The following is a 24,080-nucleotide window of genomic DNA, read 5'->3' as shown; positions in this document are numbered from 1 at the left end:
GGTTGTTGGCCGCCGTCAAGGCGCCTGTATCCGGCCGCGTGTCATAACGCGATCCCATCATCTCGCTACGGCCAAAAATTCGGCAGCCAGATAATCGCTGAACGCTCGAACTGCCGGCAACAGGCTGCGCCCCGAAGGCGACAGCAAAGTGATCCCAGCTTCTCCCGCCGTCCATTGCGGCAGGATGCGTTGCAATATGCCATTGCCTGTTTCGGCCTGGCAGAAATAGGCCGGCAGCGCCACGATCCCCAGGCCCGCAATGGCAGCCTGTTTCAGTGTTCCCAGATCGTCGCTGCGCAAGCGCGCCGTGAGCGGCATCAGGACAGTCTCGCCGCCGATATTGCGCAGATTCCAGACCGCCCCGCCGGTCAGCCCGTTCAGTGCGAGGCCGCCATGGTCGGCAAGGTCCTGTGGGCTTGTCGGTGTGCCTGCGCCGGCAAGATAGATGGGTGCGGCGAAAAGATGCCAGGGCGTCGGCGCGAACCGACGCTGGATCAGGCTGGAATCGGGCAGCGGCTCGACATGGCCGCGAAGCGCAAGGTCAAACCCCTCGTCGACAAGATCCACATACCTGTTGGTCGCGTGCTGGATGATGTTTACCTTGGGAAACGTTAAAAGGAACCGGGGTAGCAATTCCGCCAGGAACGACTGCGCCATGCCGATCGAGCAGGTGAAGCGGACCGTACCGCTGGGCTCGGCCAGTCGTCGCGCCGCGGCGCCTTCGGCCGATTCCGCCTCGACCAGCATTCCCACAGCAAACTGATAGACCTCCTGGCCGATATCAGTGACGGCGAAGCTGCGGGAGGTTCGCTGGATAAGACAGACGCCCAGCTGTTTCTCGAGCTCGATGATGCGCCGGCTGATGTTGGACTTTGATCGTCCAAGCGCGTGGCTTGCGGCAGTGAAGCTCTGTTTCTCGACCACCTTCGCAAAATAATAAAGATCGTTCAGATCCAGCACAGTCGCACATCGTTGCCAATAGAGGACGATGCTTCCAGTTCTATGCCATTTTGGCTGTTTCGTCCAGATATTACCTTGCCAATTGCCGCGCTGATCAGCGGGTGCTGGGCTCCATTTGGAAAAAGGAATAGGCATGACCGACCAGTTGAATATGAGCCACCACTCGAGCGTGGCTGACGTATCGGCCCGACCACGGTTTGGTCTGGTTTTGACATTGCTGGCTTTTGCCCAGCTTATTATTTCGATCGACTACAATATCGTTTTTGTCGCTTTGCCCGAGATCGGCCTGGGCCTCGGCTTCTCGGCGCAGACCCTGCAATGGGTCGTGAGTGCGTATGCGGTTGCGTTTGGCGGTTTCCTCTTGCTTGGAGGCAGGGCATCCGACCTGCTTGGGCGTCGGCGAATGTTCGTTTTCGGGCTTGTCCTCTACGCAGTGTCTTCGCTGGTCGGCGGTTTCGCCACGACGCCTCAGATCCTGATTGCCGCGCGCGCCGTGCAGGGCTTGGGCGGCGCTTTTCTTTTCCCGGCCACCCTGTCGCTGGTCAACACCACCTTCAGCGAAGGTCGCGAACGCAATATCGCTTTGTCCGTATGGGCCGGCTCTGGTGCCGGGGGCATGGTTCTGGGCTCGTTGCTTGGCGGCGTGCTGACCCAGGCATTCGGCTGGGAGGCGGTGTTCTTCGTCAACGTGCCTTTGGCCGGCATCGCGATCGTGGCGGCCTTTCCGGTGATTCTAGGAGACAGCGGGTACCAGTCAGGCGGCAAGTTCGATCTGCCGGGCGCATTGACGGCGACGGTCGGTACCACCCTGCTCGTTTTCACGCTCGTCCAGGGTCCAGAGTACGGCTGGGCCTCACAGGGTATTCTGGTCAGCGCTGCCGTTGGGATCCTGTTGCTGGCGCTCTTCGTGGCCATAGAGGCGCATAGCCGCGACCCGTTGCTGCCGCTGCGGCTGCTGGCCAACCGCAACCTCAGCACCGGCGTCGTCACCACATTCCTGTTCACCGCCACGTTCGGTTCTTTGCTCTATTTCCTGTCTTTCTACTTCCAGACAGTGCAGGGCTTCGGCGTTCTGCAGACTGGTTTCGCCTTCATGGTCCCGATGTTGGCCGTCTTGTCGGGCAATGCGCTGAGCGGTCGGATGGCGACCCGTCTGGGTACACGAAACACACTCGTCGTCAGCCTTGCGATCGGCGCGATTGGTACGGCGGGCCTGGGCATGGCCATGTCGGCGGACAGCACTTATGCCGACCTGGTCCCCGGACTGATTGTCTTCAGCCTCGGCGGCGGCATCACCTTTCCAACAATGTTCGCAGCCGCAGCCAAGGGCGTTGCCGCGCATGAGCAAGGCATCGCCTCAGGCATTGCATCCACGGGTCAGCAGGTCGGTAGCGCGGTGGGGCTGGCTGTCCTGGTAGCCGTTGCAAACGCCGGCACCGGCGGTTTGACAGGAGAAGCGCTGCGCGTCGCTACCGCTGAGGGTGTGCGGATGGCCGTCTATCTCGCCGCTGCCGGTACCGCGGCGATGATCCTCGTCGCACTGAATTTCCGTCGTCATTGAGCCCTAACTTGCATCGGCTCCGCGGTGGCAGGCCCCATGGCGCTATGAGACACGAAGCCCTACCAGCCCGGCAGGATCTGGTTCGGCTTGGTCCGCTTCATCTTCGCGAAGGCGAGGGCGGCGAAATCGAACGTGCCGGTCTCCTCGCCGAGCGGCACGGAAATATTGTCGAGGCTTTCCGAAATATGGCGGGCGAGCGCGTCGACGATCTCCGGCCGCGAGGTCTGGCCGCGCATGATGCCGATGCGGCAATCGGGCAGGGCGCCGAAACCGTCGGCCTCGCCCAGCACCCGCATGCCGGGCCGCAGCGCGCATTCCGGCAGCACCGAGATCGCCAGGCCGGAAAGCACCGCCGCGGCGATAACGGTGGCCGAGAAGCTGGTGAACAGGATGCGGTAGTCGCGGTTCTGCTGGTCGAGCACGTCGGCGGCGGCCCGCCGCCAGATGCAGTTCGGCCGGCCGAAGGCCATCGGCAGGATCGGCTGCTCATGCGTCGCATGATTGGCCGAGGTAACCCACAGCAGCGGTTCGCGCCGCACCACTTCCGATTGGCCGCGCGCGTCATTGTGCGTCACCAGCGCCAGGTCGAGATTGCCGCGCTTGATGTGTTCGACCAGTCCCGGCGTCGGTTCGCAGATAACGGTCAGTTCGACATGCGGGTTGGAACGGGCAAACCGCGCCATGATCTCGGGCAGGAAGCGATCGGCATAGTCGTCCGGCGTGCCGATGCGGATGGTGCCTTCGAGCCGGCGGTCGTCGAAGGCGGCCAGTGTTTCCTTGTTGAGATAGAGCAGCCGCCTTGCGTAGGAGAGCAGTCTGTCGCCTTCCTCGGTCAGCCGGTTGGTGCGGCCGTCTTTTTCGAACAGCGGCTTGCCGATCCGCTCTTCGAGCCGCCGCATCTGCATCGACACCGCAGACTGGGTGCGATGCACGGCTTCCGCCGCGCGGGTAAAGCTGCCGGTGTCGACAATCGAGATGAAGGTCTGCAACTGATCGAGATCGAGCGGCGCTTTCATCGGTCTAATCCATCATTGATGTTGATGCTAAAGATTAGAAACATTCGTTGGATTAATCAATCGCGCCGTGGCAAATTCCGACTGTCCACATGAAGGCATGTGAATCGAAGCCGGAACGGCCGCTGTCGCCAGCGCCCGATCGACTGGTTTCGCTCGTTCGAATGTGAAGGAGACCGACATGGCTACGTTTGATTTCGCTACCGAGACCTCGCGCATCACCTCGCGTCCGGCCGTTGCGACGCGCGTGGCCAATGCCGCTGCCAATGTTTACCGCGCCTGGAAAAACCGTCGCGCCTTTTATCGCCTCGGCGAGATGTCGGATGCCGAGCTCGCCGACATCGGTCTGACCCGCGCCGACCTGCACGTCGCTGTCGGTGTGCCCTTTGGCCGCGATCCGACCGAGAGGCTTCGCGTCATCGCGGTCGAGCGCGCCGAAACGATCGAGGATATTGCCCGCAAGGTGGCCTGATCGCACAAATTCGCGATTTTGGTCGCATTGAACCTTTTTGAGGCACGAAGCCACCAAGTTACGCAGGCTCCCCACTCCCTGCCGGATCCCCCCGGCCAGCCTGCGCGCTGCCCGGTCCTCCCAGGACCGGGCTTTCTTTTTTGGGCGGCACTGATGATTGGATGCCGGTGTCTAGTCTACCGCCGGCCCATACCCTGCTTGAACTGGTCGAAGATCGACTCCATGCCTTTCTGGTAGTCGTCGCGCTGCTGGGCACCCGTCTCGAACATCTTGCCGAACAGGTCGTCGAACGGATTTCTCGGCCTGCCGCTCGGATTGGCCTGCGGCTGCGGCGCCTGGGGCTGCGGTTGTTGCGCACCACCGCCGAACATGTCCTGCAGTACTTTGCCGAGCGGATTGTCACCATAAGGGTTCTGTGTCTGCTGGGGCTGGTTCTGCGGCTGCTGCGGCTGTTGCGCGCCGCCGCCGAACATGTCCTGCAGCACCTTGCCGAGCGGATTGTCACCATAAGGGTTCTGTGTCTGCTGCGGCTGGCTTTGCGGCTGCTGCCCGCCGCCGAACATGTCCTGCAATACCTTGCCGAGCGGGTTGTCGCCGTAAGGGCTCTGCGTCTGTTGCGGCTGCTGTGCGCCGCCGAACATATCCTGCAGCACCTTGCCGAGCGGATTGTCCGCTGGGCCTGCAGGCTGAGGGGCCGGCGCCTGGCTGCCGCCGCCCGCTTGCCGCATCATCTGCTCGATGAGTTCGCCGAGCGGATTGCCGCCGCCGGGCCCACCCCCTGCCGCATGCATCTGTCCGCCTAGCTGGTTGGTGGTCTGCTTGAACAGCCCGCCCATCATCATCGAGGCGATTGCCGGCAGCATCTGCTGCAGGACCTGCTGGCTGACACCGCTCGCTTGCGCGGCCTGGCTGGCGACGGCGCGTGACAGATCCTTCGAGCCGAACAAATGCCCCAGAATTCCGTTGCCTTCATCGAGACCCTGCGGTGAGAAGGCCCGGCTTGCATCCTCGAAATATTTGGCGTGCTGGCCGCTGGCCATCGCCGTCATGAAGGAGCCGAGCCCGTAAGGGTCCGCTGTGTTGCGCTTCAGCCCCTGCGAAAAGGCCGGCAGCAGCGCCGCGACCGCCGCCTGCGTCTGCTGCTGCGAAAGCCCGAACTGCTGGGCCAGCGCCTGCATGCCGTTGCCGTTCTGGGCCTGTGCCAGAATATCGAACAAGGAAGGCATTGTTTTCTCCTCCGGGAAAATCCTCGTTTGGAGAAGCCTAGTTCGTTTCCATCACTGATTGAAGCGAATTTGCCGGACCGTGGCTCATGCGGATAGCGAAGCGTTAATACGCGTATTCCATGAACACCGGCTCGATCGAGCCGCCCCAGCGTGTGTGGTAGGCCGACAGCATCTCTTCGGCGCTGGTCGTGCCGCGCGCGACGACCTCGTCCAGCGTGTTGAGGAACGAGGTCTCGTCATAGCCGTCGCGGTTCTTGCGGTCGCGGTTCTTCAGTCCCATGCGCGAGATGACGAGCACGTCGCGGGCGATCTCGCGCAACGTCGTGTTACGGAAGGGCGCCGAAATGCCCTGTTCCGGCACTGCGTTGCGCATTGCCAGCACTTCGTCATAGCTCCAGCTCGAGGTCAGCGCCTCGGCCGCGTCGAGCGCAGCCGCATCGTAGAGCAGCCCGACCCAGAAGGCCGGCAGCGCGCAGATGCGCCGCCACGGCCCGCCATCGGCGCCGCGCATTTCAAGAAAGCGCTTCAGCCGCACGTCGGGGAACAGCGTCGACAGATGGTTCGCCCAGTCGCCCATCGTCGGCAGCCCGTCCGGCAGTTCGTTACGGGCAGCACCTGCCATGAACTGGCGGAAGGTGATGTGCGTCATGTCATGGTACTGGCCGTCGCGGATGACGAAATACATCGGCACGTCGAGCGCCCATTCGACGTAATCGGCAAAGCCGAAATCGGGAGAGAAACAGAATTCGAGCAGGCCGGAGCGCTGGTTGTCGGTGTCTCGCCAGATCTCACCGCGCCAGCTCTGCAAGCCGTTCGGCCGGCTTTCGGTGAAGGGCGAGTTGGCAAACAGCGCCGTCGACAGTGGCTGCAGCTTCAGCGACACCTGCATCTTGCGGCGCATGTCGGCTTCGCTCTCGAAGTCGAGGTTCACCTGGATGGTGCAGGTCCGATACATCATGTCGAGACCCTTGGTGCCGACCTTGGGCATGTAGCGGGTCATGATCTCGTAGCGCGACTTCGGCATTTTCGGCGTCTCGGCCAGCGACCATTTCGGGCTGCCGCCAAGGCCGAGAAAACGAATGCCCATGGGTTCGGCGATCTCGCGTACCTGCGCCAGATGCGCATTGCCTTCCCGGCAGGTCTGGTGGATCGTCTCCAGCGGCGCGCCGGAAAGTTCGAACTGGCCGCCGGGTTCCAGCGAGATCGCGCCCTGGCCGGTCGGCTCGACCAGGCCGATGATGCGGCCGGCATCCATGATCGGGTCCCAGCCGAGTTTGTCCTGCATGCCTTCGAGGATGGCGCGGATACCGCGCTCGCCGCCATACGGCACCGGCGCATTGCCGTCGATATAGAACGGGAATTTCTCGTGCTCGGTGCCGATCCGCCATTTGTCGCGCGGCTTGTTGCCTTCGGCCAGATGCTCGACGAGTTCGTCGACGCTTTCTATCGGCCGGAAATCGGTAGTATCGCGCGCCATAACAGCCCTCCGCACATGACCCCGAAAATCGGCTTCGATTTTCGGAAAGGATCATGTGCCCAATCAATATGCTACAGCGTCCTTTGCGCGCCCGAAAGGACGCGCTGCGCTGCAGAGCGGCCGGACGACCGCCGGCGCTAGATGGACGAAATGTCAGTAGCCGATCAAGCGAAAAATCCTGAGCCAGAGGGTAACGGGAATTGATCACCAATCGCCGATTGTCGCCTGGATCAGCGCCAGTGCCGCCACCGCCGCCGTATCCGCTCGCAGGATGCGCGGCCCGAGCGGAATGGCGGTAACGAAGGGCAGCGCTCTCAGCATCCCGCGTTCCTCGTCGGAAAAGCCGCCCTCCGGCCCGACCAGCAGCGCGAGCTTGTTCTCCCGCACCGCCTGCAATGCCGGCAGGGGATTGTTGGTGGCGGCATCCTCGTCGCAGAAGATCAGCCGCCGCTCCTTGTCCCAGCCTGCCAGCAGACGCTCGAATTTCTCCGCTTCGCGCACATCAGGTACCGCCAATATGCCGCATTGTTCGGCCGCCTCGACGACATTGGCGCGGAGGCGCTCGATGCCGGGTTTTGCCACTTGCGTATGCTGGGTGATGACCGGCTGCAGGGTGCCAGCGCCCATCTCCACCGCCTTCTGCACCAGATAATCGAGCCGTCCTTGCTTCAGCGGCGCGAAGCAATAGACGAGATCGGGCAGTGGCGGCTGCGGCCGCTGCAGCGCCATCACCTTCAGGCGCAACGCCTTCTTCGATTTCGCGGCGATCGCCGCCGACCATTCGCCGTCGCGGCCGTTGAACACCAGAACCTCGGCGCCTTCGCCGAGCCGCAGCACACGCGAGAGATAATGGCTCTGCTGCGGGCCGACGTCGAACTCGGTATCCGGTCCAAGCTCGTCCGGCACGAACAGCCGCTGCATCTTGTAATTGGCGCGCATCGCCGAGGAATGCGCAACGTCACCCTCGGCGTCAAGCCTCGGCGGAAGGATGCCAGACAGGCTCGTAGCCTTGCTGCAGCACCGAAACAGTTGTCGCCGGCGTGAGCATGCGGATTGGACCGTCGGAAAAACCGCCGAACCCCACCGGTTCGCGATAGCCGCCGAAACTCCAGGGCAGCGCGGCGCCGTCAAACAGGGCGTACGCCCTGTTTCCTGACGAGATCATCGTGCCGTCCGGCAAGTCCGCAAGCGCCTCCGGTTCCAGTCTCGGCGCCGGTCCGCCCGATGCCAGGCGCTCCTTGTGCAGGCGCTTGTCGAGTTGCGGCGCGCGCGGCTCGGCAATGCCGAAGGCGTCGCCGAAGCGCTGGACAAAATCCCTGGCTCGCTCGCGCCGGCAGAAAAAGCACGGCCGGTGCCCGGCCGCCAGCGCCGTCACCTCGTCGAGGAAAAACAGTTCGGTCCAGCCGGCCTTGCCGCCCAATTGGTCGTCGCTTTGCCGGTTGCGACCCATCGGCTCGCGCCGCACATTGCGGAATTCGCAGACGCAGATGATCCAGGCTTGCAGCGCCCAGCGCTTCTTCAACAGCGTTCTCGTCTCGGCGTCGTGAATGATGCCGCGATTGCCCATGAACAGGCCGCGCTCCGGCACGGCATGGATGGCGCCGAACGGATCGACCCGGTTTTGCAGTGGCATAGGCGTTCCCTGTTGGCTGCAATGCTGGCGCCATGATATCCCTCGCCGCATCAATTTCATGTCAGCAGGTTTCGATGCGGGTCTTGGTCGTCCAGAACTTCGACAATGAGGGCCTTGGCCAGATCGGCGCGGCGCTTGTCGAGGCCGGCGCCGATATCGATCTGCGCCGGCCCTATCGCGGCGACGCGCTGCCGCAAGATAGCGGCGGGCATGACGCCATGGTGGTGCTCGGCGGCGCCCAGAATGCACTGGACGACGAGCTCTGTCCTTATTTTCCGGGCCTGCTCGACCTGACGCGCGATTTTGCCGAGAGGGATCGCGCGGTGCTCGGCATCTGCCTTGGCGGCCAGTTGGTCGCGCGCGCCTTTGGCGGCGAGAACCAGATCGGCGGTGCCTCGGAGTTCGGCTGGCACGAGGTAGCGCTCACCGCGGCCGCGAACGCCGATCCGGTGCTCGCCGCCTTGCCCGAAAAATTCCCGATCTTCGAATGGCACGACGACACCTTTGTCTTGCCTGAGAGGGCCGTGCGGCTGGCCGGCAACGCCGTCGCCGAGAACCAGGCGTTCCGCATCGGCCGCGCCGTCTATGGCTTCCAGTTCCATTTCGAGGCCGACCGGCCGATGGTTCGCGACTGGAGCACCTCCTTCGCACCGCTGATTGCCGAGCGGCATCCTGAATGGGCAGGTCGGCTCGACGATGAAATGGCCCGCAACGGACCGCAAGCCGATGCCGCCGGCCTGGCCATCGCCCGCGCCTGGGTGGCGACGATCTGACGACTCATACAGCCAACGTTGCCTATTTGGCGACGTTGCATATTTGGCACGCGGCGCCAAATCCGCCGGGGATAACGCGTTTCATCCTTGGCCTGTGTCAATCCGCTAGCCTAAAAGGCGCCGCTCTGCATCTTCCGTGCAACCGCGATGAACCTATCCTGTGACCCGCGCGACACACCGCCGATACAGAACATGCCTAGAAGCGCGAAACCGTCAGACATTTGCGACGAATTTTGCGTTTCAACGCATTGGTAACCCGCTCGTGCATAGATGCAGGAAGCTCAACAAGAGATGACGTCCGTGAAAGCAGCCTTTTTGTCCTTTGCCATGTTGTCGGCCATTGTCTTGTGCGGCCTCGGCATTTATTCCGCCGACGCAGCCAACAACCACAATGCCGTCGACGGCTACGGCGTCACCGCCGCGCTTCGCTAGACCCTCTGCTCATAACCCCACGCCTTCCCTAAGCCCGCTCACCCGTGACTGTCAGGATATGCTTGTCCGCGCCGTCCACGACGAGCGCGGTGAGGTTTCCCGACTGCCAGGCGAGGGTGTCGACATTGACGCGGTTGCCTGTGATCTCGGGCTTGGGCACCGGCGTATGGCCGTGCACCACGATCTTGGGATGAAGACCGGTGTGATCGTGGAAGACCTCGCGGATCCAGATCAGGTCCTGCGGGCTCTGGCTTTCCAGCCCAATGCCGGGCCGGATGCCGGCATGGCAGAAGAAGAAATCGCCGAACGTCACTGAAAAGGGCAGCGAGCGCAGGAATTCGACATGGTTCTGCGGCACCGCCTCGACCAGTGCGGCGTGCCCTTGCCGCAATGCCGCATCGGCGCGGCCAAACCAGGCGCTGCTCCCACCGAGTGACACACCATACGACAGCGCCGTCTGGATGCCGCCATAGCGCATGAACAGCCCGTCCTGATCGGGGACATCGAGAAAATCGAGAAAGCCGAGATCATGATTCCCGGCCAGCATCAGGTGACGCGGATCGCGTTTTTGCGCGTCGATCAGGAAATCGATGACGCCTTTGGAGTCCGGGCCGCGGTCGACATAGTCGCCGAGATGGATCACGCGCCAATCGGCCGACGGCCTTTGACCGAGCTCCGCCTCGATCCGCCGGTGCATGGCGGCCAGCAGGTCGAGCCGGCCGTGCACATCGCCGATCGCATAAAGGCGCATGCCTTGCGGTCCGCGCGCCTCGTAAAAATTGATGCCGGGCTCCGTCAATGCCTGCGTCGCCTCCGTGATCATGCTGTCACGGGACTTTAGCGCCGAAGCTGATCCTTGCCCATGTCGGTGACCAGACGCTTTCCGCACAGTGCCAGCGTTATGTCCATCTCCTTGCGGATGATTTCCAGCGCCTTGGTAACCCCTTCCTTGCCGAGTGCGCCGAGGCCGTACAAGAAAGGCCGGCCGATATAGGTGCCCTTGGCGCCGAGGCACAGTGCTTTGAGCACGTCCTGGCCGGAACGGATGCCGCCGTCCATATGCACCTCGATCGTGTCGCCGACGGCATCGGCGATCTCTTCGAGCGCCATGATCGATGACGAGGCGCCGTCGAGCTGGCGGCCGCCATGGTTGGAAACGATGATCGCATCGGCACCCGACCTGGCCGCCATCATCGCATCTTCCTTGTCGAGAATGCCTTTCAGGATCAGCTTGCCGCCCCAGCGCTCCTTGATCCAGGCGACGTCCTTCCACGACAGATGCGGATCGAACTGCTCCTTCGTCCACGACGAAAGCGAGGCGAGGTCGCCGACGCCCTTGGCATGGCCGACGATGTTGCGGAAGCTCCGGCGCTTGGTCCCGGCCATGCCGACGCACCAGCGCGGCCTTGTCGCCATCTGCCAGAGGTGCTTCGGCGTCATCCGCGGCGGCGCCGAAAGCCCGTTGCGGATATCCTTGTGGCGCTGGCCCAGGATCTGCAGGTCGAGCGTCAGCACCAGCGCCGAACATTTCGCCGCCTTTGCCCGGTCGATCAAATCGAAGACGAAATCCTTGTCGCGCAGCACATAGAGCTGGAACCAGAACGGCTTCCTGGTCACCGACGCGACATCCTCGATCGAGCAGATGCTCATCGTCGACAGCGTGAACGGCACGCCGAATTCTTCCGCCGCCTGCGCCGCCAGCATCTCGCCGTCCGGATGCTGCATGCCGGTCATGCCGGTCGGCGCCAGCGCCACCGGCATCGCCACCTTCTCGCCGATCATGGTCGATTCCAGCGAGCGGTTGTCCATGTCGACCAGCACGCGCTGGCGGAACTTGATCTTTTGGAAATCCTCTTCGTTGGCTCGGTAGGTGCTTTCGGTCCAGGCGCCGGAATCGGCGTAGTCGAAGAACATCTTCGGCACACGGCGGCGCGCCAGGTCCTTGAGGTCGGCGATGGTGAGGATGCTGCTCATGGATCTTTTTCCGCTGGTTCTTCGCTGGTTCGTCGTTGAATTTTCTGGCCGCGGCCTACGGCTGTTTTCTTGCCGGCTCGCCATCACCGGGCTCGGAGCGCTGCCTGAGCCTCAGCCGCGACACGCGCTGCCAGTCGCCGCTGCGCTCGGCCTCGGCCATCGACCGTTCGACATAGGAGATGTGGTCCATCGCCGCCTGCCGCGCCGCGGCCGGATCGCCGGCCTTGACCGCGGTGTAGATTGCCCGGTGCTGCGAAAGCAGCGCCTCGCGCGCACCCGGCACGCTGAACACCAGCCGCCGGTTCTGGAACACGCCTTCCGACAGCAGCCGGTAACAGGCGCGCAGCGTGTGCAGCAGGATGATGTTGTGCGCGCATTCGCAGATCGCGTGATGGAACTCAACGTCGATTTCCGCCTCGTCGTCGAAATTGCCGGTCCGGTGCGCCTCGTCCATCCGTGCCATGATGCGGTCGAGCAGCGCCAGATCGTCCGATGTGGCGCGCCGCGCCGCATATTCCGCCGCCACCGCCTCGATCTCGCGGCGGTACTCCAGATAGTCGGTCACCGCCTTGCGATGCATCGAGATCAGGTCGGCCACCGGCTTCGTGAACAGCTGGCCGATGACGTCGGCGACATGGGTGCCGCCGCCTGGCCGTGTCGTCAATAGCCCGCGCCCTTCCAAGGCTTTCAAGGCATCGCGCAGGATCGGCCGCGACACCTCGAACTGGCGCGCCAGCTCGCGCTCGCCCGGCAGCCGGTCGCTGGTGCGCAGCACGCCTTCGAGGATCAGGCTCTCGATCTGCTGCACCACCTCGTCGGCAGTGCGCGAATGCTCGATCCGGGAGAAAATGTCGCTCAAACGGGGTGCCTGGGGGTTGAACCGATGTCGCGCAAGATAAAGCCAGCGTCGCCAACTGGTCAAATTATTTATCCAATTCGCCCGGCCGGGTCGGTTTCACAGCCGCGGCTTCATATCACCTTCTGCTAAACTGGCTGTTTGCGTCCCCTGGCGATTGCCTCTAGAGCAATTCCAGGAAAAGTGTGAAACGGTTTTCCGTCCGGAATTGCGCAGAATCAAAGGGATAGAGCGGTTCGGCGTTTCCGTGAAACGATAAAACCGCTCTAGAGGGACATCATTGCCAAAGGGCTCAGAGAAGCCCGGGGGACCAGCCGTGCCAGACGCCGACCCGTCCAATCTCGAATTCCAGCTGCGCGCCAAAGCCATGGGCGGCAGCGTCATGGGCTTTCCGGCGCATGAAGGTCGGCCCGGCGCGCTCGGCGAGGTCCACGCCCGACCGCATCCGCTGGTCGAAAAGCCGCGCGTGCTGGTGCAGCTTTCCTTCATGACCGAAGGCGGCTCGAGCGTCGATCTGGCAGTGCTTTCGGAACTGTCGCAGCGCCTTGGTATTGCCGCGCCCGACCGCCATGCCCGCCATCACGCGATGAAGTGGGGCAAGGGCTCGCTGCGCTGGGAACGGCACACGGAGTTCTCGACCTATCTCTGGGAAGGGCCGCTCGCCGAAAACGGCAGGGGGCAAGAAGATACCCCCTTCGGCAACGGGTTTTCGCCGCCGGGCACGGTGATTTCCGGCATCAGGCTCGAAATCCGCAAATGGACACCGGCGAACGAGCGGCTGATCGCCGGCTTCGACCCGACCAGCCTGTGCTATTCGCTGGTCGAGCGCGGCAACGCGGCCATCGTCACCGATTTCCGCCAGGATGGCGACGGCTTGACCCGCATGCTGGTGCTCGATCGCGGGCTGACACCGGCGCGCACCGGGGCGCTGTCGCAGCGGCTGATCGATATCGAGACCTACCGCACGCTGGCCATGCTTGGGCTGCCGCTGGCGCTGATGCTTTCGGGGCGTGCCCGCCGCATCGAGGACAGGCTGGCCCAGACCACGCTGGAAATGAAGGTCGCCGAAACCCGCGACAGCCAGACCTTGCTGGCCGACCTGACCGAACTTGCCGCCGAACTGGAGGCGGATGCCGCCTCCAGCCTCTACCGGTTCGGCGCCAGCCGTGCCTATGACGGCATCGTCGGCGAGCGGCTGGAGGCGCTCGAGGAAGAAGCCGTGCCCGGCTACGACACCTGGGGCGGGTTCCTGCAGCGGCGCGTCGCGCCGGCCATGCGCACCTGCCGTTCGGTCGAGGAGCGCCAGGCCAATCTGTCGCGCAAGCTGACCCGTGCCACCACGCTGCTGCGCACCTGGGTCGACGTCGAGGTCGAGAAGCAGAACCGCGATCTCTTGGCATCGATGAACAATCGCGCCCGCCTGCAATTGCGCCTGCAGCAGACGGTGGAAGGGCTGTCGGTCGCCGCCGTTTCCTACTATGTCGTCGGCCTCATCGGCTACGTCGCCAAGGGCGCCTCGATCTTCGGCCATGCCTTTGCGCCGGAAATGGTCACCGCCGCCTCGGTGCCGCTCGCCGTCCTGCTCGTCTGGTGGGGCGTGCGCCGTGTCCGCCGCATGCACTCCGAACCGGGCAAGCAGCCGGGCGAGTAGTGTGGGGCGCGCAGCGGCAGATTGCCGCTGCGAAAGGCTGTCCCGGCCATAGGCCCGCGATCCCGGCCAAAGCGGCATTTGCAACCGATAGCCGTCGCTGGTAAAAGATTTTTACCAGTCGGTCGAAGGAGGCTGTCGATGTCCGGTCTTGCGATGCCGAAACCAGACGACGCCACGCTGCGCCGGCGCGATGAGATCGTCGCCGATATGCGCATCATCGTGCCGGGCGAGGGCGTCGTCGACGCAGCCAATGCGATGCGCGCCTTCGAGAGCGATGGGCTCACCGCCTACCGGCAATTGCCGCTGGTCGTGGTGCTGCCGCAAACCGTGGCGCAGGTCTCGCGCGTGCTGAAATATTGCAGTGACCGCAATATCCGCGTCGTGCCGCGCGGCTCCGGCACCTCGCTCTCCGGCGGCGCGCTGCCGCTGGAAGACGCGGTGCTGCTGGTGATGAGCCGCTTCAACCGCATCCTCGAGATCGATTTCCAGAACCGCATCGTCGTCGCTCAGCCCGGCGTCACCAATCTCGGCATCACCACCGCCGTCGAGCAGGAGGGCTTCTATTACGCCCCCGATCCATCCTCCCAGATCGCCTGCTCGATCGGCGGCAATGTCGCGGAAAATTCCGGCGGCGTGCACTGCCTAAAATACGGTCTCACCGCCAATAATGTGCTTGGTATCGAGATGGTGCTGATGAATGGCGAGGTGGTGCGCCTCGGCGGCAGCCATCTCGACGCGGAAGGCTACGACCTGCTCGGCGTGATGACCGGCTCCGAAGGATTGCTCGGTGTCGTCACCGAGGTCACCGTCCGCATTTTGAAGAAGCCCGAGACGGCGCGTGCCCTGCTGATCGGCTTCCCGACCAGCGAGCAAGCCGGCCAATGTGTCGCCGACATCATCGGCGCCGGCATCATCCCGGGCGGCATGGAGATGATGGACCGCCCGGCCATCCACGCCGCCGAGGATTTCGTCCAGGCCGGCTATCCCCTGGATGTCGAGGCGCTGCTGATCGTCGAGCTGGACGGGCCGGGTGTCGAGGTCGACCATCTGATCGGCCTGGTCGAAGCCATTGCCTATAGGAACGGCTCGACCACATGCCGCATTTCGCAATCGGAGCAGGAGCGGCTGAGTTTCTGGGCCGGCCGCAAGGCAGCCTTCCCGGCGGTCGGCCGCATCTCGCCCGACTATTACTGCATGGACGGCACCATCCCGCGCAAGGAATTGCCGCGCGTCCTCGCCGGCATGCGCGAACTGTCGGAGAAATACGGGCTCGGCGTCGCAAATGTCTTCCACGCCGGCGACGGCAATCTGCATCCGCTGATCCTCTACGACGCCAACGTGCCGGGCGAGCTCGACAAGGCGGAGAGTTTCGGCGCCGACATATTGCGGCTCTGCGTCAAGGTCGGCGGCGTGCTGACCGGTGAGCACGGGGTCGGCGTCGAGAAGCGCGACCTGATGCCGGAAATGTTCAACCAGATCGATCTCGACCAGCAGATGCGCGTCAAATGCGCCTTCGACCCCAATCACCTGCTCAACCCGGGCAAGGTATTTCCGCAGCTGAGGCGATGCGCGGAGCTCGGGCGGATGCACGTGCATCGCGGGCAGCTGGCATTTCCGGACATTCCGAGGTTTTGAGTGTATGTTGGCGCTTGGACACCCCCCTCTGTCCTGCCGGACATCTCCCCCGCGAGGGGGGAGATTGGCTGCTTCAACGTCCTGCTCGCCTTCAAGCGTTGATGGTTGGCGAAAGCCTAAGCGACATCCGATCTCCCCCCTTGCGGGGGAGATGTCCGGCAGGACAGAGGGGGGTGGGAAGGATCGCGGCTTCTCGTCATTTACGACTGGTGGTTCTGCCGCATGACCACCTTCACCCCGACCACATCAGCGGAAACCCTCTCCACCATCGCCTGGGCCGCAGCGGAAGACTCGCCGCTCGAGATCCTCGGCCATGGTTCCAAGCGCGGCATCGGCCGGCCGCAGCAGAGCGAGCATACGCTCGACCTGTCGAACCTGTCCGGCGTCACGCTCTATGAGCCGGCCGAACTGGTGCTGTCGGCGAAAGCCGGCACGCCGCTGGCCGCGATCGAAAGCCTGCTTGCCGAAAACGGCCAGCAACTGGCCTTCGAGCCGATGGACTACGGCCCGCTGCTCGGCGGTGAACCAGGACGAGGCACGATCGGCGGCGTGCTGGCCGCGAACCTTTCCGGCCCGCGGCGGCTGAAGGCCGGGGCTGCGCGCGATCACATCCTTGGCATCGCGGCCGTTTCCGGCCGTGGCGAGGCCTTCAAGTCGGGCGGCCGTGTGGTCAAGAATGTCACCGGCTATGATCTGTCCAAGCTGATGGCCAACAGCTGGGGCACGCTGGCGGTGTTCACCGACGTCACCTTCAAGGTGCTTCCCGCTGCCGAGACCGAAGTCACGCTCGCCATCCGTGGCCTGCTCGACGATCATGCCACCGCCGCCATGGCGCTGGCACTGGGTTCCAGCGCGGAGGTGTCGAGTGCGGCCCATCTTCCTGAACGGGTCGCCGCGCGGGTCGCCGGCGGCAGTCTCGGCAGCGATGCGGCGACGCTGCTGCGCATCGAGGGTTTCGGCCCGTCGGTCGCCTACCGCATCGCGGCGCTGAAAGACCTGCTGAAAAACGCCGGTCCGCTGCAGGAGATTTCCGGTTCGGTCTCGTATTCTGTCTGGCGTGACATCCGCGATTGCGCGCCGTTCGCCGATGGCAGCGAAAGGCCGGTGTGGCGCGTCTCGATGGCGCCGTCGCAGGGCCACCTTATGGTGCTGGCGCTGCGCATGCAGGCCGCGGTCGATGCCTTCTACGATTGGCAGGGCGGGCTGATCTGGCTGCGCATGCAGCAGGACGATCCAGAGGCCGGCCTGTTGCGCGGGCTGATCAGAAAGCATGGCGGCGGCCATGCCACGCTGGCTCGCGCAACCCCTGCGCATCGCGCGGCGATACCCGTGTTCGAACCGCAAGCGCCGCCTCTTGCAGCACTGTCGGCGCGGCTGAAGGCCGAATTCGACCCGAAGAATATCCTCAATCCCGGGCGTATGGCGCCGGGCGCAGGCTCTGCTACTCTCGCCCCAGCAACCGAGGGAGGAGCGCAATGAGCGATGCAGGCCAAAACGGTACGTCACGCCAGACCGACCGCTGGCTGGAGCCCGGTCCGACCAACGCGCTGGTCATCTATATCCTCTATCTCGCCGGCCTCGTTATCGGCGTCAGCGGCATTGTCGGCATCGTCCTGGCCTATATCAACCGCGGCAAGGCCGGCGGCTTCGTTGAAAGCCATTACGCATTCCTGATCCGCACCTTCTGGATCGGCCTGCTCTATGCACTGATCTCGGCGCTGCTGATGGTCGTGGTCGTCGGCGTCGTGCTGATGGTCGCCGTCGCGGTCTGGTTCATCGCCCGCTGCATTCTCGGCCTGCAGGCGCTGCAGCGCGGCGAGGCGGTCAAGAACCCGGAAAGCTGGTTCCTGGGATTATGAGCATGATCCCCAAAAGTGGGTACCGGTTTTGGGAAAAGATCATGTTCAAACGGTAAGGATTCTTTTGCGTGCAGACTTCCTTCTCGCTTGCCCAGCTTGCCGATCCGCATGTCGCGGAATCGGAGAAGATCCTGCGCAAATGCGTGCATTGCGGCTTCTGCACGGCCACCTGCCCGACCTATGTGACGCTCGGCAACGAGCTGGATTCGCCGCGCGGCCGGATCTACCTGATCAAGGACATGCTGGAGAACGGACGGCCGGCCGACAAGGAGATCGTCACCCATATCGACCGCTGCCTGTCCTGCCTCGCCTGCATGACCACCTGCCCGTCGGGCGTCAACTACATGCATCTGGTCGACCACGCCCGCGCCCATATCGAGGAGACCTACAGGCGGCCGCTGGCCGATCGCCTGACGCGCGCCATGCTGGCGTTCGTGCTGCCTTATCCCTCGCGCTTTCGCGCGGCGCTCAAGCTGGCGAAGCTCGGCCAGCCATTCGCCGGCCTGTTCGAGAAAATCTCGGCATTGAAGCCGCTGGCGGCGATGCTGAAGCTCGCTCCAACGCACATCCCCGCTGCATCGCCGATGGCTTCGCCGGGCATCCATGCGGGGCAGGGCGCAAAGAAAAATGGCCGCGTCGCCATCCTCGCCGGCTGCGCGCAATCGGTGCTCGATCCCGGCATCAACGACTCGGCGATTTCGCTGCTGACCCGGCTTGGTGTCGAGGTCGTCGTCCCGCAGGGCGAGGGCTGCTGCGGCGCATTGGTGCATCATATGGGACGCGAGGACGCTGCCCTGGCGTCGGCCCAACGGAATGTCGACGCCTGGACGCGCGCCATCGAGCAAGGCGGACTCGACGCCATCATCATCACCGCATCCGGCTGCGGCACCACCATCAAGGATTATGGCTTCATGCTGCGCCTCGATCCTGCCTACGCCGACAAGGCCGCGCGCGTCTCGGCGCTGGCCAGGGACATCACCGAATATCTGGCAAGCCTCGACCTGCCTCAGCCGGTGCGTAGACCGGGCATCATCGTCGCCTATCACTCGGCCTGCTCGATGCAGCACGGCCAGAAGATCACCCGCCAGCCGAAGGAGCTTCTGGTCCGTGCCGGCTTCGTCGTGCGCGAGCCGCGCGAAGGGCATCTCTGCTGCGGTTCGGCCGGCACCTACAATATCCTGCAGCCCGGCATTTCGGCGACGCTGCGCGACCGCAAGGTCAGGAATATCGAGGCGACCGGCGCTGAAATCGTCGCCACCGGCAATATCGGCTGCATCACCCAGATCGCCTCCGCCGCCAAGCTGCCGGTGGTGCACACGATAAAGCTGCTCGACTGGGCCTATGGCGGGCCGAAGCCCGAAGGCGTTCGCGAAGAGAGGGCGGTCATCGCGGCCGAGTGATGCAGCGGTGGTTTACTCCGCCGCCAGTCTGTCCGCCGTGCCGTAGGTTGCCTGGTAGCGGGCGCGCTGGCGGCTGAGCGCCACCATGGTGTTGCGCAGCAGGATCGCCACGGTGATCGGGCCGACGCCGCCCGGCACCGGCGTGATCCACGACGCGACGTGCCTGACGCTCTCGGCATCGACGTCGCCGACGATGCGGCTTTCGCCGTCCGGTCCGATTTCGAATTGATGCCGATATCAATCACGGCGGCGCCCGGCTTGACCATGTCGGCCTTGATCAGCCGCGGCTTGCCGACGGCCACGAACAGCGCGTCGGCGCGGCGTGCGTGTGCCGCCACCGAGCGTGTCATGTGATGGCAGACGGTTACCGTCGCGCCTTCGCTCATCAAAAGGAAGGCGATCGGCTTGCCGACAATCTCGGAGTGGCCGACGACCACCACTTCGAGCCCCTTGAGGTCGAGGCCGGTTTCCCTGAGCAGTTCGACCGAGGCAGCGGCAGTGCAGGGCGCCAGGTCGAGCTGGTTGTAGACGATGTTGCCGATCGACGCCGGATGCATGCCCTCGACGTCCTTGAGTGGATGCACCGCCGCCTGCAGCGTCTTGATCGGGATATGCACCGGCACCGGTCGCTGGATGATGATGCCGGTGACGCGCGGGTCGGCGTTGAGGCCGTGGATCGCAGCTTCGAGTTCGCCGGCAGTGATGTCGGCGCGAAAGCGCCTCTCCTCGAAGCCGATTCCGGCCAGCCCCGCCTTGGCGCGCTGGTTGCGGACATAGATGTCGACCGCCGCTGTGTCGCCGACGGTGATCGACACCAGCTTGGGCGGAAAGCCTTCGGCGGTGGCGATCGCCGCGTCCTCGCGCACGCTGGCGATGATGCGTTGGGCAACCGGGCCGCCCTTGAGATAGCGGCTGTCATCGGAGAGGGACATCGAGATAGGGCCTTTGTCTGGAATTTTGGCTGCCACATAGCAAAGGGACGGCGAAAAGGCAGCGCGAAAAGCGAACCGCTATGCCTGTCGCGCGACGTGCCGGCGAAATCTTCGTCAATTCTCGCTGGCGGAAACAAAAAGGGCAGCACGGCTTGCCGCGCTGCCCTTTCGTGACTGGCCGCATCCCCACACGGCCCGTCCCCCGTTGTTTATTCATCTGGCCTCAGAAAGCCAAAGCTAATGTCTTTCTAGACCAGATGATTCGTCGCGGCAACTATATCACCACCACCGTTGTTCCGATATTCACGCGTTCGTAAAGATCGACCACATCCTCGTTGCGCATGCGGATGCAGCCCGACGACACCGCGCCGCCGATGGTCCAGGGCTGGTTGGTGCCGTGGATGCGGTATTCGGTCGAGCCGAGATAGAGCGCGCGTGCGCCGAGCGGGTTTTCCATGCCGCCGGCGAGATAGGTTGGCAGATAACGGCCCTTTGCGGCTTCGCGGGCGATCATCACCGCCGGCGGCCGCCAGTCCGGCCAGACCCGCTTGTTGGTGATCTTGTGAGTGCCGGACCATTCGAAGCCCGGCTTGCCGGTGCCGACGCCGTAGCGCCGCGCCTTGCCGTTCTTCTCGACCAGATAGAGGAAATTCTCTCTCGTATCGATGACGATCGTGCCCGGCTTCTGCGGGCCGTCATAGGCGACTTCCTGCGGCAAATAGACGGGATCGATCTGCGGCCGCATCACCATGCGTTTGGCCGGCGCCTGCACCGCTGCGGTGCGCAACTGATCGGGTTCAGCTTGCCGCCGGTAGCGCCGTAGCGACTGCGCTTCCTGCCGGCTCTGCCGCACGATGCCCGGCGCATGGCCGAGCTGCAGCACCCAGGGCGCCGAAAGATCGGGGCTGACTACCACCGGCGGCCTCTCGGCATAGCGGTCGTTGGCATTGGCGGCGCCGACGGCAAGCACGGCCGCGGCGCCGAACAGTGGGAACAAGAATATCTTCATCGGATCGCACCTTGATCGTCGAACATGCCGGGGCGCAAAGCCTCCCCGATTTCCGCGACATTGGGCGCGAAGCGGCAACCGAAACATGAATCGGAATGCGTAAAATGCCTGTCTGTCAGTAAACCTTTTGGTGTGGTTACCGCCCGGTTCAGGAATCTGGTAAAGCCGCGGTAAAGGCCGCTTCAAAACGCGTTAACGCCAAGACACGAACGGAATTCCGCCATGGACGAAAAGACAGGTCTGATTGCTGGTCCCGACGGCATCGCCCGCTGCTTCTGGCACGGCAACCTGCCGGATTATCTGCACTACCACGACCACGAATGGGGCCGGCCGGTCGCCGACGATCGCCGGCTGTTCGAAAAGATCTGCCTCGAAGGCTTTCAGTCGGGCCTGTCCTGGCTGACCATATTGCGCAAGCGCGACAATTTCCGCGAGGCCTTCGCCGGCTTCGATGTCGACAAGATCGCCGCCTTCACCGACGCCGATGTCGAGCGCCTGCTCGGCAATGCCGGCATCATCCGTCACCGCGGCAAGATCGTTTCGACCATCAACAACGCCAAACGCGCCCGCGAACTCATCGACGAGGCCGGCTCGCTGGCCGCCTGGTTCTGGAAGTTCGAGCCCGGCCCGGACGAGCGCCCCGAGATCGTCGACCTCGCCCATCTGCGCGCCAATCCGACGACGGCAGTTTCGGTTCGCATTTCGAAGGAGCTGAAGAAGCGCGGCTGGAGCTTTGTCGGCCCGACCACCGTCTACGCTTTCATGCAGGCGATGGGGCTGGTCAACGACCATCTCGAGGGCTGCGTCTGCCGGGAACCGGTCGAGGCGGAGCGGAAAGCGTTCAAACGGCCGAAGTGAGCGACCTTTTGCCTTCTCCCCTTGTTGTGGGAGAAGGTGGATCGGCGCGCAGCGCCGAGACGGTTGAGGGGTGTTGGAAGAAATGAGGCGTCGCGTTCCCTGGAACACCCCTCATCCGATCGAGCTTCGCTCGGCCACCTTCTCCCACAGGGGGAGAAGGAAGAGCCGCTCAGGCGCCGCCGGCGCCGGCGAGGAAAAACCCGGCCAGGATGGCCGCCAGCGCGGCGAACACCGGATAGATCACCAGCAGGCCGGTCATCAGCACGTCGCGCATGGTCGGCCCGCTGCGCTGTTGCGCCGCGATCTCGAACGGTCCCGCGATTTGCTTCGTCGTTTTTGGCGCATGGTTGTCGGCCGGCCGCAGCCGGACCGGGGCGTCGCCTGCGCCGCTATCGATGATGTCGAACTTCTGTAGCGTGGCCATGGCCCCGAACCCCTTGTTTCGGCGCGCTTATCGGCCCGGATTGTGTCGGCACGATGCCGCGCGCATGGCGCAATTGTTTCAGCTTCTTTTTCTTGCCTTCTCGCGCAGGGGGAGCAAGGAGAAGCGCAAACCCTTGCCTTCTCCGGGCTGCATCGGTAGGACACGCCGACCCGAAATAAGTCACCAATTGCTTAGCAAAGTACCCATCCCATGGCCGACAAATCCGAAAAGATGAAAGCGCGGCTGCCGCGCGGCTTTGTCGACCGCGGCGCCGACGATCTGCGCGCCGTCGAGAAGATGATGGCGACGATCCGCTCGGTCTTTGAGCTTTACGGTTTCGAGCCGGTCGACCAGCCGCTGATCGAATACACCGATGCGCTCGGCAAATTCCTGCCCGACCAGGACCGGCCGAACGAGGGCGTGTTCTCGTTCCAGGACGACGACGACCAGTGGCTGTCGCTGCGCTACGACCTGACCGCGCCAATGGCGCGCTTTGTCGCCGAAAATTTCGAGCGCCTGCCGAAGCCCTATCGCAGCTATCGCTCCGGCTGGGTGTTCCGCAACGAGAAGCCCGGTCCCGGCCGTTTTCGCCAGTTCATGCAGTTCGATGCCGACACGGTCGGCACGCCGGGCGTCGCCGCCGACGCCGAGATGGCGATGATGATGGCCGATGTGATGGAGGCGCTCGGCATCAAGCGCGGCGACTACGTCATCCGCGTCAACAATCGCAAGGTGCTCGACGGCGTGCTGGAGGCGATCGGCCTTGGCGGCGAGGAGAATGCCGGCCGCCGGCTGCAGGTGCTGCGCGCGATCGACAAGCTGGACAAGTTGGGCGTCGAGGGCGTGCGCCTGCTTTTGGGTGCAGGGCGCAAGGACGAGAGCGGTGATTTCACCAAAGGTGCCGGGCTGGATAATGCGCAAATCGACGTTGTGATCAGCTATTTCACAGTCATGGCGCAGCACGATCCCGAAAAAATTGTCCAGACACTGGGATCCATCAACCCCGGACTCAGCAATCTTGTCGAGGAAAGGAAACTCGAACATCTGGGCATAACGAATGCGCCGTTTGTCGAGGGCCTTGCAGAGCTGGAGCAGATAAGAACCATGGTCGCACAAAGCGGCTACGGTGAAGACCGCATCCGCATCGACCCCTCCGTCGTGCGTGGCCTCGAATATTACACCGGCCCGGTCTACGAGGCTGAGCTGCTGGCCGAGATCCCCAATGAGGACGGCCAGATCGTGCGCTTCGGCTCGGTCGGCGGCGGCGGCCGTTATGACGGTCTGGTCTCGCGTTTCCGCGGCGAGCCGGTGCCGGCGACCGGTTTTTCGATCGGCGTCTCCCGCTTGATGACGGCGCTGAAGAACCTCGGCAAGCTCGACATTTCGGATGTGATCGCGCCGGTCGTCGTGCTGACCATGGACAAGGATACGGAAAGCCTCGGCCGCTACCAGAAGATGGTCGCCGAGCTGCGCGCCGCCGGCATCCGCTCCGAAATGTATCTCGGCGGCGCCGGCATGAAGGCGCAGCTGAAATATGCCGACCGCCGCGGCAGCCCGGTCGCCATCATTCAGGGCGGCGACGAGCGCGCCAAGGGCGAGCTGCAGATCAAGGACCTGATCGAAGGCGCCAAGATGTCGGCCGAGATCGCCGACAACGCCGAATGGCGCGCCGCACGGCCGGCGCAGGTGACCGTGGCGGAAGGCGATCTGGTCGCCGAGGTGAAGAAGATACTGGCGGCGCAGGCCGAGGAGCGGGCGCGTGGCAAGTAGGGCGCCGCTCCCTTCTCCCCTTGTGGGAGAAGGTGGCCGAGCGAAGCTCGGACGGATGAGGGGTGTTCCAGGGAACGCCGACGCCTCATTTCTTCCGGCACCCCTCATCCGTCTTGGCGCTCCGCGCCAATCCACCTTCTCCCACAAGAGGAGAAGGGAAGGGCG

The 24,080-nt window shown here is 63.9% G+C and carries 22 protein-coding genes and 1 pseudogene; 11 read left to right on the top strand and 12 right to left on the bottom strand.

The window, feature by feature from the left end; translation table 11 throughout:
• Positions 1-57 precede the first annotated feature (57 nt).
• Positions 58-960, bottom strand: a complete 903-nt coding sequence (locus NKH29_RS19620; RefSeq protein ID WP_023716457.1) for a LysR substrate-binding domain-containing protein — start codon at positions 958-960, stop codon at positions 58-60.
• 133 nt (positions 961-1,093) lie between these two features.
• Here NKH29_RS19620 and NKH29_RS19615 point away from each other — a divergent pair, with 133 nt between their 5' ends.
• Positions 1,094-2,521, top strand: a complete 1,428-nt coding sequence (locus tag NKH29_RS19615; RefSeq protein WP_198030444.1) for an MFS transporter — start codon at positions 1,094-1,096, stop codon at positions 2,519-2,521.
• A 59-nt stretch (positions 2,522-2,580) separates the two neighbouring features.
• Here NKH29_RS19615 and NKH29_RS19610 read toward each other — a convergent pair whose 3' ends face one another.
• On the bottom strand, positions 2,581-3,537 hold the full coding sequence (locus NKH29_RS19610; RefSeq protein ID WP_023716458.1) for a LysR substrate-binding domain-containing protein: 957 nt from the start codon (positions 3,535-3,537) through the stop codon (positions 2,581-2,583).
• A gap of 178 nt (positions 3,538-3,715) precedes the next feature.
• Between NKH29_RS19610 and NKH29_RS19605 the strand changes: the two genes are divergently transcribed.
• On the top strand, positions 3,716-4,006 hold the full coding sequence (locus NKH29_RS19605) for a DUF1127 domain-containing protein (RefSeq protein WP_023716459.1): 291 nt from the start codon (positions 3,716-3,718) through the stop codon (positions 4,004-4,006).
• Between the two features lie 176 nt (positions 4,007-4,182).
• Here NKH29_RS19605 and NKH29_RS19600 read toward each other — a convergent pair whose 3' ends face one another.
• The 4 genes from NKH29_RS19600 to NKH29_RS19585 all read right to left on the bottom strand — a co-directional run bounded on the left by NKH29_RS19600 (position 4,183) and on the right by NKH29_RS19585 (position 8,342).
• Positions 4,183-5,232 carry a DUF937 domain-containing protein gene (locus NKH29_RS19600; RefSeq protein ID WP_352914708.1) on the bottom strand — a complete coding sequence of 350 codons (1,050 nt, stop codon included), beginning with the start codon at positions 5,230-5,232 and terminating at the stop codon, positions 4,183-4,185.
• Between the two features lie 103 nt (positions 5,233-5,335).
• The gene (locus tag NKH29_RS19595; RefSeq protein ID WP_023716461.1) at positions 5,336-6,709 is read right to left on the bottom strand and encodes a glutamate--cysteine ligase; all 1,374 of its coding nucleotides are present in this window, start codon (positions 6,707-6,709) and stop codon (positions 5,336-5,338) included.
• Positions 6,710-6,913: 204 nt separating this feature from the next.
• A complete protein-coding gene (locus NKH29_RS19590; RefSeq protein WP_023716462.1) occupies positions 6,914-7,648 on the bottom strand; it encodes a 16S rRNA (uracil(1498)-N(3))-methyltransferase in 735 nt (244 codons plus the stop codon).
• Between the two features lie 31 nt (positions 7,649-7,679).
• On the bottom strand, positions 7,680-8,342 hold the full coding sequence (locus NKH29_RS19585) for a hypothetical protein (RefSeq protein ID WP_023716463.1): 663 nt from the start codon (positions 8,340-8,342) through the stop codon (positions 7,680-7,682).
• 74 nt (positions 8,343-8,416) lie between these two features.
• Between NKH29_RS19585 and NKH29_RS19580 the strand changes: the two genes are divergently transcribed.
• A complete protein-coding gene (locus NKH29_RS19580) occupies positions 8,417-9,115 on the top strand; it encodes a type 1 glutamine amidotransferase (protein ID WP_023716464.1) in 699 nt (232 codons plus the stop codon).
• Between the two features lie 291 nt (positions 9,116-9,406).
• Positions 9,407-9,547, top strand: coding sequence for a hypothetical protein (locus tag NKH29_RS19575; RefSeq protein WP_023716466.1), 141 nt, complete (start codon positions 9,407-9,409; stop codon positions 9,545-9,547).
• Between the two features lie 28 nt (positions 9,548-9,575).
• Here NKH29_RS19575 and NKH29_RS19570 read toward each other — a convergent pair whose 3' ends face one another.
• The 3 genes from NKH29_RS19570 to NKH29_RS19560 are packed head-to-tail and all read right to left on the bottom strand — an operon-like array spanning position 9,576 to position 12,380.
• Complete coding sequence (locus NKH29_RS19570; protein WP_353000458.1) at positions 9,576-10,346, bottom strand: metallophosphoesterase family protein; 771 nt, start codon at positions 10,344-10,346, stop codon at positions 9,576-9,578.
• Between the two features lie 38 nt (positions 10,347-10,384).
• Positions 10,385-11,521 (bottom strand): alpha-hydroxy acid oxidase, encoded by a 1,137-nt coding sequence (locus NKH29_RS19565; RefSeq protein WP_023716468.1) that lies wholly within the window; start codon positions 11,519-11,521, stop codon positions 10,385-10,387.
• A gap of 55 nt (positions 11,522-11,576) precedes the next feature.
• On the bottom strand, positions 11,577-12,380 hold the full coding sequence (locus NKH29_RS19560) for a FadR/GntR family transcriptional regulator (RefSeq protein ID WP_023716469.1): 804 nt from the start codon (positions 12,378-12,380) through the stop codon (positions 11,577-11,579).
• Positions 12,381-12,744: 364 nt separating this feature from the next.
• On the opposite strand from NKH29_RS19560, the gene NKH29_RS19555 reads away from it, so the two are divergent.
• From NKH29_RS19555 to glcF, 5 genes are all read left to right on the top strand, one after another.
• Positions 12,745-14,028, top strand: coding sequence for a DUF3422 family protein (locus NKH29_RS19555; RefSeq protein ID WP_023716470.1), 1,284 nt, complete (start codon positions 12,745-12,747; stop codon positions 14,026-14,028).
• Between the two features lie 138 nt (positions 14,029-14,166).
• A complete protein-coding gene (locus NKH29_RS19550) occupies positions 14,167-15,663 on the top strand; it encodes an FAD-linked oxidase C-terminal domain-containing protein (RefSeq protein ID WP_352493848.1) in 1,497 nt (498 codons plus the stop codon).
• Between the two features lie 222 nt (positions 15,664-15,885).
• The gene (locus NKH29_RS19545; RefSeq protein ID WP_023716472.1) at positions 15,886-17,142 is read left to right on the top strand and encodes an FAD-binding protein; all 1,257 of its coding nucleotides are present in this window, start codon (positions 15,886-15,888) and stop codon (positions 17,140-17,142) included.
• Positions 17,139-17,522 carry a DUF4870 family protein gene (locus NKH29_RS19540; RefSeq protein ID WP_023716473.1) on the top strand — a complete coding sequence of 128 codons (384 nt, stop codon included), beginning with the start codon at positions 17,139-17,141 and terminating at the stop codon, positions 17,520-17,522. Before NKH29_RS19545 ends, NKH29_RS19540 begins: the two co-directional genes overlap by 4 nt.
• Positions 17,523-17,590: 68 nt before the next feature.
• Complete coding sequence (gene glcF, locus NKH29_RS19535) at positions 17,591-18,922, top strand: glycolate oxidase subunit GlcF (protein ID WP_023716474.1); 1,332 nt, start codon at positions 17,591-17,593, stop codon at positions 18,920-18,922.
• 12 nt (positions 18,923-18,934) lie between these two features.
• On the opposite strand, the pseudogene NKH29_RS19530 reads toward glcF, so the two are convergent.
• Together NKH29_RS19530 and NKH29_RS19525 are read right to left on the bottom strand one after the other, a co-directional pair.
• A pseudogene (locus NKH29_RS19530) lies at positions 18,935-19,854 on the bottom strand (bifunctional 5,10-methylenetetrahydrofolate dehydrogenase/5,10-methenyltetrahydrofolate cyclohydrolase).
• A gap of 274 nt (positions 19,855-20,128) precedes the next feature.
• Entirely contained in the window at positions 20,129-20,863 is a 735-nt protein-coding gene (locus tag NKH29_RS19525) for a L,D-transpeptidase (protein ID WP_023716476.1), read from the bottom strand.
• A gap of 222 nt (positions 20,864-21,085) precedes the next feature.
• On the opposite strand from NKH29_RS19525, the gene NKH29_RS19520 reads away from it, so the two are divergent.
• Positions 21,086-21,721: a DNA-3-methyladenine glycosylase I gene (locus NKH29_RS19520; RefSeq protein WP_023716477.1), complete on the top strand. Its 636-nt coding sequence runs from the start codon at positions 21,086-21,088 to the stop codon at positions 21,719-21,721.
• 169 nt (positions 21,722-21,890) lie between these two features.
• Here the strand turns inward: NKH29_RS19520 and NKH29_RS19515 are convergent, their stop codons facing one another.
• A complete protein-coding gene (locus NKH29_RS19515) occupies positions 21,891-22,145 on the bottom strand; it encodes a hypothetical protein (RefSeq protein WP_023716478.1) in 255 nt (84 codons plus the stop codon).
• Positions 22,146-22,355: 210 nt separating this feature from the next.
• Here NKH29_RS19515 and hisS point away from each other — a divergent pair, with 210 nt between their 5' ends.
• Positions 22,356-23,915, top strand: a complete 1,560-nt coding sequence (gene hisS, locus NKH29_RS19510) for a histidine--tRNA ligase (protein WP_352817632.1) — start codon at positions 22,356-22,358, stop codon at positions 23,913-23,915.
• Positions 23,916-24,080: the final 165 nt, after the last annotated feature.

It is taken from the genome of Mesorhizobium sp. M1295, from assembly GCF_040318135.1.
Taxonomy (GTDB): Bacteria; Pseudomonadota; Alphaproteobacteria; order Rhizobiales; family Rhizobiaceae; genus Mesorhizobium.
This window is presented reverse-complemented; position numbering and strand designations above follow the sequence as displayed.

Coding starts and splice junctions, on each gene's coding strand:
- NKH29_RS19615 (WP_198030444.1), top strand. CDS start 1,094: ATGACCGACCAGTTGAATATGAGCCACCACTCGAGCGTGGCTGACGTA.
- NKH29_RS19520 (WP_023716477.1), top strand. CDS start 21,086: ATGGACGAAAAGACAGGTCTGATTGCTGGTCCCGACGGCATCGCCCGC.
- NKH29_RS19585 (WP_023716463.1), bottom strand. CDS start 8,342: ATGCCACTGCAAAACCGGGTCGATCCGTTCGGCGCCATCCATGCCGTG.
- NKH29_RS19540 (WP_023716473.1), top strand. CDS start 17,139: ATGAGCGATGCAGGCCAAAACGGTACGTCACGCCAGACCGACCGCTGG.
- NKH29_RS19610 (WP_023716458.1), bottom strand. CDS start 3,537: ATGAAAGCGCCGCTCGATCTCGATCAGTTGCAGACCTTCATCTCGATT.
- NKH29_RS19595 (WP_023716461.1), bottom strand. CDS start 6,709: ATGGCGCGCGATACTACCGATTTCCGGCCGATAGAAAGCGTCGACGAA.
- NKH29_RS19605 (WP_023716459.1), top strand. CDS start 3,716: ATGGCTACGTTTGATTTCGCTACCGAGACCTCGCGCATCACCTCGCGT.
- NKH29_RS19555 (WP_023716470.1), top strand. CDS start 12,745: ATGGGCGGCAGCGTCATGGGCTTTCCGGCGCATGAAGGTCGGCCCGGC.
- NKH29_RS19580 (WP_023716464.1), top strand. CDS start 8,417: ATGCGGGTCTTGGTCGTCCAGAACTTCGACAATGAGGGCCTTGGCCAG.
- NKH29_RS19545 (WP_023716472.1), top strand. CDS start 15,886: ATGACCACCTTCACCCCGACCACATCAGCGGAAACCCTCTCCACCATC.
- NKH29_RS19550 (WP_352493848.1), top strand. CDS start 14,167: ATGTCCGGTCTTGCGATGCCGAAACCAGACGACGCCACGCTGCGCCGG.
- NKH29_RS19575 (WP_023716466.1), top strand. CDS start 9,407: ATGACGTCCGTGAAAGCAGCCTTTTTGTCCTTTGCCATGTTGTCGGCC.
- NKH29_RS19525 (WP_023716476.1), bottom strand. CDS start 20,863: ATGAAGATATTCTTGTTCCCACTGTTCGGCGCCGCGGCCGTGCTTGCC.
- NKH29_RS19590 (WP_023716462.1), bottom strand. CDS start 7,648: ATGCGCGCCAATTACAAGATGCAGCGGCTGTTCGTGCCGGACGAGCTT.
- NKH29_RS19600 (WP_352914708.1), bottom strand. CDS start 5,232: ATGCCTTCCTTGTTCGATATTCTGGCACAGGCCCAGAACGGCAACGGC.
- NKH29_RS19515 (WP_023716478.1), bottom strand. CDS start 22,145: ATGGCCACGCTACAGAAGTTCGACATCATCGATAGCGGCGCAGGCGAC.
- NKH29_RS19565 (WP_023716468.1), bottom strand. CDS start 11,521: ATGAGCAGCATCCTCACCATCGCCGACCTCAAGGACCTGGCGCGCCGC.
- hisS (WP_352817632.1), top strand. CDS start 22,356: ATGGCCGACAAATCCGAAAAGATGAAAGCGCGGCTGCCGCGCGGCTTT.